Annotated in this window: 12 protein-coding genes and 2 tRNA genes; 10 read left to right on the top strand and 4 right to left on the bottom strand. The window is 66.9% G+C overall.

Annotated features, from left to right (window positions below):
• Positions 1-120: 120 nt before the first annotated feature.
• Positions 121-681 (bottom strand): PPA1309 family protein, encoded by a 561-nt coding sequence (locus tag ACFV15_RS06475; protein WP_378349112.1) that lies wholly within the window; start codon positions 679-681, stop codon positions 121-123.
• 142 nt (positions 682-823) lie between these two features.
• On the opposite strand from ACFV15_RS06475, the gene ACFV15_RS06470 reads away from it, so the two are divergent.
• The 9 genes from ACFV15_RS06470 (at position 824) to ACFV15_RS06430 (ending at position 9,488) form a co-directional block, all read left to right on the top strand.
• Positions 824-3,811 (top strand): UPF0182 family protein, encoded by a 2,988-nt coding sequence (locus ACFV15_RS06470; protein WP_378349111.1) that lies wholly within the window; start codon positions 824-826, stop codon positions 3,809-3,811.
• Between the two features lie 68 nt (positions 3,812-3,879).
• Positions 3,880-3,953, top strand: a tRNA-Met gene (locus ACFV15_RS06465).
• 425 nt (positions 3,954-4,378) lie between these two features.
• Positions 4,379-4,452, top strand: a tRNA-Met gene (locus ACFV15_RS06460).
• 257 nt (positions 4,453-4,709) lie between these two features.
• Positions 4,710-5,210 carry a PadR family transcriptional regulator gene (locus ACFV15_RS06455; RefSeq protein ID WP_378349109.1) on the top strand — a complete coding sequence of 167 codons (501 nt, stop codon included), beginning with the start codon at positions 4,710-4,712 and terminating at the stop codon, positions 5,208-5,210.
• A 75-nt stretch (positions 5,211-5,285) separates the two neighbouring features.
• Positions 5,286-6,389, top strand: coding sequence for a peptide chain release factor 2 (prfB, locus tag ACFV15_RS06450; protein ID WP_378349108.1), 1,104 nt, complete (start codon positions 5,286-5,288; stop codon positions 6,387-6,389).
• 58 nt (positions 6,390-6,447) lie between these two features.
• Positions 6,448-7,137: a cell division ATP-binding protein FtsE gene (gene ftsE, locus ACFV15_RS06445; protein WP_091295984.1), complete on the top strand. Its 690-nt coding sequence runs from the start codon at positions 6,448-6,450 to the stop codon at positions 7,135-7,137.
• Between the two features lie 52 nt (positions 7,138-7,189).
• Positions 7,190-8,083: a permease-like cell division protein FtsX gene (ftsX, locus tag ACFV15_RS06440; RefSeq protein ID WP_378349106.1), complete on the top strand. Its 894-nt coding sequence runs from the start codon at positions 7,190-7,192 to the stop codon at positions 8,081-8,083.
• A gap of 44 nt (positions 8,084-8,127) precedes the next feature.
• Positions 8,128-8,607 (top strand): SsrA-binding protein SmpB, encoded by a 480-nt coding sequence (gene smpB / locus ACFV15_RS06435; RefSeq protein WP_091295980.1) that lies wholly within the window; start codon positions 8,128-8,130, stop codon positions 8,605-8,607.
• The gene (locus ACFV15_RS06430; RefSeq protein WP_378349104.1) at positions 8,607-9,488 is read left to right on the top strand and encodes an amidohydrolase family protein; all 882 of its coding nucleotides are present in this window, start codon (positions 8,607-8,609) and stop codon (positions 9,486-9,488) included. Before smpB ends, ACFV15_RS06430 begins: the two co-directional genes overlap by 1 nt.
• Here ACFV15_RS06430 and ACFV15_RS06425 read toward each other — a convergent pair.
• From ACFV15_RS06425 to ACFV15_RS06415, 3 genes are all read right to left on the bottom strand, one after another.
• Complete coding sequence (locus ACFV15_RS06425) at positions 9,478-10,785, bottom strand: acyltransferase (RefSeq protein WP_378349103.1); 1,308 nt, start codon at positions 10,783-10,785, stop codon at positions 9,478-9,480. The two genes, ACFV15_RS06430 and ACFV15_RS06425, sit on opposite strands and share 11 nt — an antisense overlap.
• Positions 10,786-10,943: 158 nt before the next feature.
• A complete protein-coding gene (locus ACFV15_RS06420) occupies positions 10,944-11,171 on the bottom strand; it encodes a hypothetical protein (protein ID WP_378349102.1) in 228 nt (75 codons plus the stop codon).
• Between the two features lie 83 nt (positions 11,172-11,254).
• Positions 11,255-11,713: a MarR family winged helix-turn-helix transcriptional regulator gene (locus ACFV15_RS06415; protein WP_378349101.1), complete on the bottom strand. Its 459-nt coding sequence runs from the start codon at positions 11,711-11,713 to the stop codon at positions 11,255-11,257.
• 116 nt (positions 11,714-11,829) lie between these two features.
• On the opposite strand from ACFV15_RS06415, the gene ACFV15_RS06410 reads away from it, so the two are divergent.
• The gene (locus ACFV15_RS06410; RefSeq protein ID WP_378349099.1) at positions 11,830-12,204 is read left to right on the top strand and encodes a cupin domain-containing protein; all 375 of its coding nucleotides are present in this window, start codon (positions 11,830-11,832) and stop codon (positions 12,202-12,204) included.
• Positions 12,205-12,317: the final 113 nt, after the last annotated feature.

The raw sequence follows: 12,317 nt of genomic DNA, 5'->3' as shown, positions 1-12,317 counted from the left end.
TGGGGTATGTGTTCTGTTTTCTCCAGCAATTGGGGGGTGTGGTCAGCTCTGAGCTGACGAACGCCACATTGGGGGTTCCAGAGCTGACCAAAGCCGCATTGGGATTTTTTTTAGCCGGGGCTAGGGGAGCAGGGTCGCGCGCAGGGCCTCGATGAGGTTGGGGGCGAGCTCGGGGTTTTCGATGATCTCGTCGAGCGGGGTCGCCTCGGGCGGGGTGTCGTCGTCGGGGCGGCCTTCGCCGCGCAGGCGCATCACGCAGGACGAGCCGCCTTCGCGGAGTACCGCGGCGACGAGGCGGGCCTCGGTGCGCCTCGGGTGGTCGGCGGCCGCGCGGCGGAGGCGCTCGGCGTCGGTGTCGCCCGCTTGGGTGAGGTCGGCCTCGGCGTCCGGCGGGAGGATGATGATCTCCTGGGCGAGTGCGCAGCCGAGTACCAGGTCGGGCCACTCGATGCGGGCGAGCGCCTCGCCGAGGTCGCCGTCGGGGAGTGCTTCCTGCGCGACCGGGGTGAGCGGGCTCGACAGGTCGAGCTGGCCCTTGAGCTCCGGCTGTTCGTCGAGCAACGCCCTGGTCGGGACCAGCGCGAACAGCTGCGGGGGCTGGTCCCAGCCGCCGGAAGCCACGAACTCCTCGACCTCACGCGCGAGGCCTGACACGCCGCCGGGGCGCTCACTCGATGCCATGCGCACATCGTCGCAGGCGTGCCACGCCCGATTTGGCCGGGTCACGGGAACTTGAAGCCCCCTCCGTAGAGTTAGGTCATCAGGGGTGTCGGCTCGCTCGGTGCCCCCGCGCAATGAGTTAACGACATCAGGAGCGTGTCCAGTGGCCACTCGGCCCCCTGTGAGCCTGCCGAAGCTGTCCCGCCGCAGCCGGATCCTGCTGATCATCGCAGCGGTCGTCATCCTGGTGCTGCTGCTCGGCGCCAGACTTCTCGACACCTACGTCGACTGGCTGTGGTTCGGCGAGGTCGGCGCGCGCTCGGTGTTCACCACCGTGCTGTGGACGCGGGTGCTGTTGTTCTTCGGGGTGGGGCTGCTCGTCGGCGGCTCGCTCGCGCTGAGCCTCACCATCGCCTACCGGACCCGCCCGGTCTTCGTGCCCATCTCGGGCGCCGACGACCCGCTGGCCAGGTACCGCTCGGCCATCGTCGGCCGGATCCGGCTGTTCGGCATCGGCATCCCGGTGCTCACCGGCCTGATCGCAGGCGCCAGCGCGCAGGCCGACTGGCAGGTCGTGCAGCTGTTCTTCAACGGCACCGACTTCGGCGAGAAGGACGCGCAGTTCGGCAAGGACATCGGCTTCTACGCGTTCGGGCTGCCCTTCTTCAACTGGATTCTGGGCTGGCTGTTCCTGTCCGTGGTGATCTCGTTCATCGGCGCGCTCATCGCGCACTACATCTTCGGCGGCATCCGGCTCGCCGGTAAGGGCGGTCAGCTCGCGGGCCCGACGCGCGTGCAGCTCGCGGTCACCGTCGGCATCTTCGTGCTGCTGAAGGCGGTCGAGTACTTCTTCGACCGGTACAACCTGCTGCTGTCCGATCGCAACCCGCTGTTCAACGGCGCCACGTACACCGACCTCAACGCGGTGCTGCCGGCGAAACTGATCCTGCTGTGCATTTCGGTGATCTGCGCGATCGCGTTCTTCGTCGGCGCGTTCATGCGCAACATCCAGCTCCCCGCCATCGCGCTCGTGCTGCTGATCCTGTCCAGCGTGCTCGTCGGCGCCGCGTGGCCTGCCGTGCTGGAGCAGTTCTCCGTGCGCCCCAACGCGAACGAGAAGGAAGCGGCGTCGATCAGCCGCAACATGGACGCCACCCGCAAGGCGTTCGGGCTCACCGACGTGAAGTACACGGACTACAAGGGCAACTCCGAGGCCACCCCGGCCGACGTGCAGGCCGCCGCGGGCACCGTGTCCAACATCCGGCTGCTCGACCCGAACGTGCTGAGCGACACCTTCACCCAGCGCGTCGGCCGCGAGAACTTCTACGGCTTCCCGCAGAAGCTCGACATCGACCGCTACACCATCGACGGCCGCACCCAGGACTACATCGTCGCGGCCAAGGAGATCAAGACCGACGGCCTCACCGGCAACCAGACCAACTGGATCAACAAGCACATGGTCTACACGCACGGAAACGGCTTCGTCGCCGCTCCGGCGAACACCATCGACCGTGCGGTGGTCGGCCAGAACTCCGACGGCGGGTACCCGATCGCGGGCACCAGTGACACCAACGACCTGAAGGGCTCCAAGATCCCGGTCAAGGAACCGCGGATCTACTACGGCGAGCTCGCCAACACCTACGCCATCGTCGGCGGCACCAAGGGCCAGGCACCCGGCGAGTACGACACCGCCACCGACCGCGCGTACCTCTACACCGGAACCGGCGGCGTCTCGATCGGCAACCTGTTCAACCGGCTCGTCTTCGCCGCCGAATACGGCTGGGGCGCGAACACCAACATCCTGTTCTCCGAGGCCATCGGCGACGACTCCAAGATCATGTACAACCGCGACCCGCGCCAGCGGGTCAGCATGATCGCGCCGTGGCTCACCGTCGACGGCGACCCGTACCCGGCCGTGGTCGACGGCAAGATCCAGTGGATCGTCGACGGCTACACCACGCTCAACAATTACCCGTACGCCCAGCAGACCTCACTGGGCGAGGCCACCAACGACTCCCTCACCGGCGTCGCGAAGCAGGCCAACAACCAGATCAACTACATCCGCAACTCGGTCAAGGCCACCGTGGACGCCTTCAACGGCACCGTCACGCTGTACTCGATCGACGACAAGGAGCCGGTGCTCAACGCCTGGAAGAACGTCTTCCCCGGCCTGGTGAAGCCCAGCTCCGAGATCTCGCCCGACCTGCGCGCGCACTTCCGCTACCCGGAGGACCTGTTCAAGGTCCAGCGTGAGCTGCTCGCCAAGTACCACGTCAACGACCCGCAGGAGTTCTACGCGCAGCAGGCGTTCTGGAGCGTCCCGCAGGACCCGACGCAGGAAGGCGGCACCAACGCCACCGCGTCCGGCATCGCCAACCAGCCCGGCTACTACGTGCTCGCCGAAACGCCGGGCACCGCGAGCAAGAAATCCAGCTTCCAGCTGACCAGCCCGCTCACCGGTCTGCAACGGCAATACCTGGCGTCCTGGGTTTCGGTGTCCTCCGATCCGGAGGACTACGGGAAGATGAGCGTCCTCAAGCTACCGACGGCGGCGGCGGGCGCGACCCAGGTGGACGGACCGGTCCAAGTCCAGAACCGCTTCCAAAGCGATCCCAAGTTCGCCCAGGAAAGAACCCTCTTCACCAACCAGAGCGTCTCGGTCATCTTCGGAAACCTGATCACGCTGCCCGTGGCCAACGGATTCCTCTACGTCGAACCCGTCTACATCAGGCAACGCAACCAGAACAGCTATCCACAGCTGGCCAGGGTGCTCGTCGCGTACGGACCGAAGATCGGTTTCGCGTCGACACTGAAGGAAGCGCTCGTCCAGGTCTTCGGGCCAGGCGCCGGTGACGTCACCACCGGGCCGATCCAGCAACCCGGGCCCACAGCCACACCGGCACCACCGAGCACGCCGGCGCCACCCAGCGGCAACCCGGCACTCGACAAGGCGGCCGCCGACCTCTCGGCCGCGTTCGACAAGTACCGCCAAGCACAGAGCAGCGGCGACTTCGCCGCCCAAGGCTCCGCGCTCGCGGCCGTCGACGCCGCCGTGAAGGCCTACCTGGCAGCCAAGAACGGCGCAGGCACCCCACCGGCCACCGGCGCCTCACCCACCCCGACACCGACCAGCCAGCCGGCCGGAGGGTGACCTCCGGCACGAAAGGGGCACCTGCTTTGCGCCACCGCGAAACCGGGGCGTAAGGTAGGTGTTACCGACGCGGGGTGGAGCAGCTCGGTAGCTCGCTGGGCTCATAACCCAGAGGTCGCAGGTTCAAATCCTGTCCCCGCTACAGTGGCTTGGGGCCCTGTGCTCGCGCTAACGCGCTTCGCACAGGGCCCCTTTCGCATTCTCTGTGGGGGTCGAACCCCCACACCCCCGCCAGGGGGACTCCGTCCCCCTGGACCCCCTGAGTCTTGGAGTCGCGCTCCCGATAGAGGTTGGGTGGGGATTTGGGGTTTGCGGTTGGGGGTTGGGTTATGGGGGTGGTCGTATGGGGCCAAAAGGCGCACAAAATCCGCACAAGATTTGGAACTTGGGGGTGGGTTGGTGGCGAGGGAATGCGGATTTGGGGTGGGGATCTTTGGGGCCCGCTCGTGGCCGGGGGTGGGCCGCTGGGGCGGGTTTGGGGGTGTTTTGGCTGGTCAGGGGGTGTTTGTGGGGGGTGGTAAATGAGGGGGTTGGGGGGCGTGTACTGTTCTCCAAGTAAGACAACGGCGCGGGGTGGAGCAGCTCGGTAGCTCGCTGGGCTCATAACCCAGAGGTCGCAGGTTCAAATCCTGTCCCCGCTACTCAGGTAGGCAAAGACCCGGTTCGCACACAGTGCGAACCGGGTCTTTGTCGTTGGATGGGCCCGTGCACGTGAAGATGCGCGGGATTCCGGTTGGCCTGGTTGGGGGAACCACGAGGCCGCAGCCGTCGCTCAGCGTTGCCAGTCCTTTGTGGACTTTGAGATTTGTTGGGCCGAAAGGGGGCATTTAACTAGCCACAATGGACAGATGAGGAGGCCACTGTGGACACAGGCGGGATTCGGTGGGAACCTGTAACGGTGTCCGAATTGAATGCAACTGCCGCAGCTCTGCTTGGTCTGCTCCACGACGGCCCCGCCACGGGCGGTCAGCTAGTCGCGGGAGCGGGTGAGCGCTTCGGTGCCTTCTTCAGCGTGACGCGGAGCCAGGTCTACCGGGAGCTCCCCGCGCTGTCCAAGGAAGGCCTCGTGCGACTCGGCAAGCAGGGGCCGCGCTCAAGCCAGCAATACGTCATCACCGCCGCCGGCAAGAAGGCCTTCAAGACCTGGCTTTCCACCGACCCGGGCCCCGACCACCTCCGCAGCCCGCTGATCCTGCGGCTGGTGCACGCCAACGCGCTCACCGCCAAGCAGCGGACCTCGCTGGTCGACGCCGCCCGCGCCTCCTACAACACCGAGCTCGACGCGGCCAAGGCGGCCACCAAGACCGCCGACGGCCCGTACGCCAAGGCCGTCGCCGAGTTCGCGCAGGCGCACGCCAAGGCCGCGCTCAAACTGCTCGAATCCATCCCGCAGTCCTGACGAACCCTCATCGGTGACAGGCGCGGCCGGTTCCCGTCGTAACCGGCCGCGGCTTTTGCCGTAATGTTGAGCGACGTGAGCTTCGAGTTTGAAACAAGTCTCAAGGAACTGTCCGGCAAGCTGACGCAGGTCGAGACGGTGATCGACCTGGACGCCCTGCGTGCGCAGGTCGCCTCGCTGGAGGCCGACGCGTCCAAACCCGACCTGTGGGACAACCCCGAGGCCGCCCAGAAGGTCACCAGCGCGCTCTCGCACAAGCAGAGCGAGCTCCGCCGCGTGAGCGAGCTCCGCAGCCGCTTCGACGACCTGGGCGTGCTCTACGAGCTCGCTGAGGCCGAGGGCGACACCGCCAGCATGGCCGAGGCCGAGACCGAGCTCACCAGCCTGGCCAAGGACGTCGACGCGCTCGAGGTCCTCACCCTGCTCTCCGGCGAGTACGACGCGCGCAACGCCGTCGTCACCATCCGCTCCGAGGCGGGCGGCGTCGACGCCGCCGACTGGGCCGAGATGCTCCTGCGCATGTACCTGCGCTGGTCCGAGCGCCACGGCTACCCCACGGACGTCTACGACATCTCCTACGCCGAAGAGGCGGGCATCAAGTCGGCCACCTTCAAGGTCACCGCGCCCTACGTCTACGGCACGCTGTCGGTCGAGTCCGGCACCCACCGCCTGGTGCGCATCTCGCCGTTCGACAACCAGAGCCGCCGCCAGACCTCCTTCGCACACGTCGAGGTGCTTCCGGAGGTCGAGGAGGTCGACCACGTCGACATCCCCGAGAAGGACATCCGCGTCGACGTCTACCGGTCGTCCGGCCCCGGCGGGCAGAGCGTCAACACCACCGACTCCGCGGTCCGGCTCACCCACATCCCGACCGGTGTGGTGGTTTCCTGCCAGAACGAGAAGTCGCAGCTGCAGAACAAGGTGGCCGCGATGAAGGTGCTCCAGGCCAGGTTGCTGCAGCGCAAGAAGGAAGAAGAGCGCGCCGAGATGGACGCGCTGCGCGACGGCGGCTCCAGCTGGGGCAACCAGATGCGCTCCTACGTGCTGCACCCGTACCAGATGGTCAAGGATTTGCGCACCGAGTTCGAGGTCGGCAACCCGTCGGCGGTGCTCGACGGCGAGATCGACGGATTCCTCGAAGCGGGCATCCGCTGGCGCAAGCAGTCCGGCGCCGCGTAATCCTTTTCCGGCATAGGCAACCAGGGCTTAACCGGCCACATGGGTAGTATGCCGAACCGTGATCCGGCTCGAAGAGGTTTCCAAGGTCTACAAGACGTCCACGCGCCCCGCTCTGGAGCGGGTGAACGTGGAGGTGGACAAGGGTGAGTTCGTCTTCCTGATCGGCCCCTCGGGTTCCGGCAAGTCGACGTTCCTCCGGCTCCTGCTGCGCGAAGAGGTGCCGACCAAGGGCCGGGTGATGGTGTCCAACTTCGACGTCGCGAAGCTGGCCCGCCGCCGGGTGCCCCGCCTGCGCCAGACCATCGGCTGCGTGTTCCAGGACTTCCGGCTGCTGCCGAGCAAGACCGTCGCCGAGAACGTGGCGTTCGCGCTGGAGGTCATCGGCAAGCCGAAGCTGACCATCAAGAAGGTCGTGCCGGAGGTGCTGGAGCTGGTCGGCCTGGAGAGCAAGGCGGACCGGCTGCCCAACGAGCTCTCCGGCGGTGAGCAGCAGCGCGTCGCGATCGCCCGCGCGTTCGTGAACCGCCCGCTGATGCTGCTCGCCGACGAGCCGACGGGAAACCTGGACCCCGACACCAGCCAGGACATCATGCTGCTGCTGGAGCGGATCAACCGCACCGGCACCACGGTGCTGATGGCGACGCACGACCACTCCATCGTCGACTCCATGCGCCGCCGCGTCGTCGAGCTGCAGCTCGGCAGGGTCGTCCGTGACGACGACCGAGGTGTCTACGGCGTAGGCCGATAGCACCAGCCCCAGCAAAGCAGTCCGCCGAAACCCAAGGGACACCTGAACCCCGATGCGCGCCAGTTTCGTCTTCAGCGAGGTTGTCACCGGCCTCCGCCGGAATCTCACGATGACCATCGCGATGGTCCTCACCACCGCGGTCTCCCTCGCCATGCTCGGCAGCGGTCTGCTGGTCATGCGGACCATCGACAAGATGAGGACGAACTTCCTCGCCGACGTCGAGGTGACCGTCCAGCTGACCGAGGACATCTCCGCCGGCGACAAGAACTGCCAGCAGTCGATCTGCTCCGGCCTGCGTGACCAGCTGCAGAGCAACGCGGCGGCCGAGTCGGTCATCTTCGAGAACCGGGAAGCGGCGTACGAGCGGTTCAAGAAGATCTTCCAGAGCCAGCCGGAACTGGTCGCGCTGGCGCGCCCCGAGGCGCTGCCGTCGTCGTTCCACGTCAAGCTGAAGGACCCGGACCGCAGCGTCGCGATCGTGAGCGAGTTCACCGGCAAGCCAGGTGTCGCCAAGGTCGACGACCAGAACAAGCTGCTCGACGTCTTCCTCGAGAAGCTGAACAAGGTGCGGGACCTGGCGTTCGTGATGGCCGTGGTGACCGCGGCCGCGGCGCTCATGCTGATCGCGAACACCATCCAGCTGTCCGCGTTCACCCGGCGCACCGAGGTCGGCATCATGCGGCTGGTCGGCGCGACACGGTGGTACACGCAGCTGCCGTTCCTGCTCGAGGCCATGGTCGCGGGCCTGGTCGGCTCGATCCTCTCGATCGGCCTGCTGACCGGGCTCAAGTACGGCTTCCTCGACGTGCTGTTCGACGGCCAGGTGTTCCCGCAGATCTCGTTGCTGGACCTGCTGTTCCCGGTCACGCCGATCCTGATACTGGTGTCGATGCTCATTTCCGCGATCACCGGGTACGTCACGCTGCGCCTGTACGTCCGCCACTGATTTAACCGCCTGCTCGCCGAGAAGGAATCACGTAGAGTCGCGTCATGCCCAAGGAACGTGGTCAGAAAGTAATTGTGTCGAACCGCAAGGCTCGCCACGATTACGCGATCCTCGACACCTACGAGTGCGGTCTCGTGCTCGTCGGTACCGAGGTGAAGAGCCTGCGCGAGGGCAAGGCGTCGCTGGCGGACGCGTTCGCGACCGTCGACGACGGCGAGGTGTGGCTGCGCAACGTGCACATCCCGGAGTACACGCAGGGCACGTGGACCAACCACACGCCGCGCCGCACCCGCAAGCTGCTGCTGCACCGCCGTGAGATCGAGAAGCTGATCGGCAAGACCAAGGAGGGCGGGCTCTCACTCGTCCCGCTGTCGATGTACTTCAAGGACGGCAAGGTCAAGGTCGAGATCGCGCTCGCGAAGGGCAAGAAGGCCTACGACAAGCGGCAGACGCTGGCCAAGCGCGACGCCGACCGTGACATCCGCAAGGCCATGGGCCGCGCGCTCAAGGGCAAGTTCGACTGATGCTCGACGAGCAGGTGCCCGAGTGGCTGCGGTCGCTCGGGCTGGACGGGATCGTCGACCTGCACGTTCACTTCCTGCCACGGTCCGTGATGGACAAGGTCTGGGGCTACTTCGACCATGCCGCCGAGCACTACGGCACGGCGTGGCCGATCCACTACCGGACGCCGGAAGCGGACCGGCTGGCGACGTTGCGCGAGCTGGGCGTCAAGCGGTTCGCGCCGCTCGTGTACCCGCACAAGCCGGGGATGGCGGCATGGCTGACCGGCTGGGCGCTGGATTTCGCGTCGCGGGTGCCGGACGCGGTGCCGACGGGCACGTTCTACCCGGAACCCGGCGCGGTGTCCGTTGTGGACTCTGCGCTGCGCGCGGGCGCGCGGTGTTTCAAGGCGCACGTCCAGGTCGGCGCCTACGATCCGCGTGATCCGCTGCTGGACGGCGTTTGGGGCGCGCTGGCGGACGCGGGCGCGCCCGTTGTCGTCCACTGTGGACACGGTCCGTTGAAGGGTGACTACACCGGGCTTTCGGTGTTCGGTGAGGTGCTGGACCGGCATCCGAGGCTGACCGCGGTGCTCGCGCACGCCGCGATGCCGGAGTACGAGGCGGCTTTCGAGCTGATGCGCCGGTATCCGCGCGTGCACCTGGACACCACGATGGTCGGCGTGCCGTTCGCGCAGGCGATGGCGCCGCTGCCCGCCGAGTGGACCGACCTGCTCGTCGAGTTCGCCGACCGGATCGTGCTCGGCACCGATTTCCCGAACATCCCGTACTCCTACGCGACACAGCTCCAGGCGATCGACGGCTGGGCTGCCGACGACCGCCTGGGAACGGAGTTCCTGCGCGGGGTGCTGCACGACACCCCGCTGCGCCTGCTCAGCGCGTGAGCTTGGCCGATTCGGTCACCGCGACGGCGTGGCCGAGGAAGCGGGTGGTGATCCGGCCGGCGTGGATCCGGCGGCCCGAGAGCGCGTACCCGGCGACGGTGAGCGCGACCCAGGGGAGCGGCCCGCCGAACAGCGCGTCCGGTGACGGGGTGGAGAACCCGTGCGCCGCCAAGCCGAGCAGTCCGCCCGCGGCGAGCAGCGCGGCGAACACCAGCTGGGGCGTGCCCGCGGTCGCGGCCTTCTTGCCCATCGCTTCGAAGCGGCTGAACACCTTGAGCAGCAAGGCGAGCACGATCCCGACGCCGGCGAGCCACGGCGGCGTCATGGCGAGCCAGAGCACCGTTCCCGGCTCCGGGGTGGCGTAACCGAGACCGTAGACGGTGATGCCCGCGACGACGATCAGCGCCGGCATGTGCCAGAGGTAGATGCTCATGAAACGGGCGCCCAGCCAGTCCAGCGAGCGGCCGATGGCCGGGTTGGCGGCGAACGCGAGCAGCTTCGGCTTGAGTGCCAGCAGCAGCCCGATCTGGCCGACGGCGAGGAAGAACAGCAGCACGGTCGGCGGGCTCATGTTGGACACCGGCGCGCCGGGCATGCCGATCATGCTCGCCGGGTACGGGCCGAGGGCGACCATGAGCGCGGTGATCCCGAAGCCGGCGCCGGACAGCGCGAGCGCCTTGCGGGGGTTGAGCGCGCCGAGTCCACCTTCGGCGTAGAAGAAACCGAGCTGATGCACGGCGAGCCAGACGAACACGGCGTTGGCGAAGCCGACGAGCCCGAAGTCGGCGAAGCGGGCGATGTCGACGCCGATCGCCGCGACCGCCATCGCGGCGGGGACGGCGAGGCCGAAGCGGCGGTGTGCCGCGGCCATGAGCGGTGTGATCAGCACAGTGACCAGGTAGACGGCGAGGAACCAGAGCAGCTGTGCCGCGATGGCGCCTGCCACCTCGACCGGTTGCTTCGGGATTCCCCAGTCCAGCAACACATCCGGGATGACGAGCCAGATCGCCATCAGCGGCAGCACGGGAAGCACGAGACGGCGGACCCGGTTCGCCAGCCAGTCACGGGAGGAATCGGCGCGGCGCAAGGACATCAGGTTGGCCGCGCCGCCCGCGAAGAAGACCAGCGGCATGACCTGGGAGAGCCAGGTGACCACCCACCAGCCCGGCGTCGCGAGCGCGTTGCCGGTGGCGAGGTGGCCGTCCGCATAGGAGAGAACGGGCATCGCCCAGTGCTGGACCACCACGGCGAGGATGGCGCCCGCCCTGACGACGTCGAGGAATTTGTCCCTGTGCATGGGAAGAAGCCTCGTCCGGCACGGCTGTTCGCACAGCGGTGCAAGCCGCCGTATCGAAGTTCGGGTTTCCCGGGGTTCTTGGTGGGGCTTTCCCTACCTAGGGCGTGTTTCCGATGCCTCGATCACGAAGCTCATCGAACAGACATAGGAAACACGCCCTAGCGGGGTTCGCAGTCCTCGTGCGGCTCGGCGATCGGGCACAGGCGGTACTCCCAGCCCGTGACATCGCTGTGGCCCAAGGAGTAGTGCGTTTCGATCTTCGGGCCCTCGTGGAGGTGCACATGCCGGACGACCGTCCCGGTCACCGGTGCTGTTTCACCGAGTTCCTGGACGCGGCCGTCGAGCGGCCCGCCGAAGAAGCGGGCTTGGCGCTCGGACGCTGACATCGGGAACTCCTTCGCTCAGGCGAGTTCCGACCATGGTAGGTGAGTGAACTGCGTTGTGCCGCCGTCGATTCGGGTGAAGAGAGTCACCACACCGGACGCAGCGTCACCGGGCGTTCCCTTGACGCGTCTTGGACGAAGGTGAGCAAGTCGCTCCTGAGCTGGTCCAAACGCTCATGCCCGACCAAATTCGCCCAGCGCTCTTCGGCCTGCGTGGACAACGCGACGACGCGTTCGATGCACAGCCAGCCGCGCGGTGAAAGGGAGATCGAGCGGCTGCGGCGGTCCGTCGGATGCGGGGTGCGCAAGACGTAATCGCGTTTCTCGAGTTCGTCGACGAGCTGGACGGCGGCCTGCTTGGTGATGCCGAGGTGGTCGCCGATCTCGACGGCGGTGGCGCTGCCTCGGTGGGACAGGAAGTGGAAGACGAACCCGTGCGCCGGACGGGCGTCGGCGAAGCCGTCGGCGTCGAGCTGGGCGTGGATCTGGTCCATGACGGCGCGGAAGCTCATCGCGAGCAGGGCGGGGAGGTCGCCTTGGAGCACGGGTTTCTCCTTTTTTGGACAAGCAGATTGACCGTTTTGGACAAGTTGCTTGACTAGTTTGGTCAACCTGCTTTACTGTATTTCAAGTCAAGCAAGTTGACCATCTGGAGGGGTAAATGAGTCTGGTCACGCTGTCCGATGCTCCGGCCATCGACAACAACAACGGTTTCGTCTTCCGGCCGCTCGCGGTTCCGAGCCGCGGGTCGTCCGAACTGGCGATCTGGCAGCTGGAGGTGTCGCCGGGCGCGAAGAGCGAGCGGCACACGGTCAGCAAGGAAGAGGTGTTCCTGCTGCGCGAGGGTTCGATCCTGATCGAGGTGGGCGGTGAGGCGCACGCGCCCGCCGTCGGCGACGCGGTCATCCTGCCGCCGGAAACCCCGCTGCTGCTGAGCAACCCGAGCGACGAGCCCGCGGTGCTGACCGTCTGCACGTCGCGCGGCATCGAGGGGAAGCTCAACGGCACGGTCATCGCGCCGCCGTGGGCCCAGTAAGAAGGCGTCGTGAGTGGTACGGCCGGTTTTAAACCGGCCGGCCACCCACCACCAAAAAAGAGCGGCCCGGGAAGGGGTTGGGGGGGAGGTTAAAAAACAAGACCAGACCCACG

The sequence above is a fragment of the Amycolatopsis sp. NPDC059657 genome, from assembly GCF_042734395.1.
In the GTDB taxonomy this organism is placed as follows: domain Bacteria; phylum Actinomycetota; class Actinomycetes; order Mycobacteriales; family Pseudonocardiaceae; genus Amycolatopsis.
This window is presented reverse-complemented; position numbering and strand designations above follow the sequence as displayed.

Bases quoted from the DNA above. Each gene is read 5' to 3' on its own strand.
- ACFV15_RS06420 (WP_378349102.1), bottom strand. From the start codon at position 11,171: ATGTCAGCGTCCGAGCGCCAAGCCCGCTTCTTCGGCGGGCCGCTCGAC.
- ACFV15_RS06410 (WP_378349099.1), top strand. From the start codon at position 11,830: ATGAGTCTGGTCACGCTGTCCGATGCTCCGGCCATCGACAACAACAAC.
- ACFV15_RS06425 (WP_378349103.1), bottom strand. From the start codon at position 10,785: ATGCACAGGGACAAATTCCTCGACGTCGTCAGGGCGGGCGCCATCCTC.
- ftsX (WP_378349106.1), top strand. From the start codon at position 7,190: ATGCGCGCCAGTTTCGTCTTCAGCGAGGTTGTCACCGGCCTCCGCCGG.
- smpB (WP_091295980.1), top strand. From the start codon at position 8,128: ATGCCCAAGGAACGTGGTCAGAAAGTAATTGTGTCGAACCGCAAGGCT.
- ACFV15_RS06475 (WP_378349112.1), bottom strand. From the start codon at position 681: ATGGCATCGAGTGAGCGCCCCGGCGGCGTGTCAGGCCTCGCGCGTGAG.
- ACFV15_RS06430 (WP_378349104.1), top strand. From the start codon at position 8,607: ATGCTCGACGAGCAGGTGCCCGAGTGGCTGCGGTCGCTCGGGCTGGAC.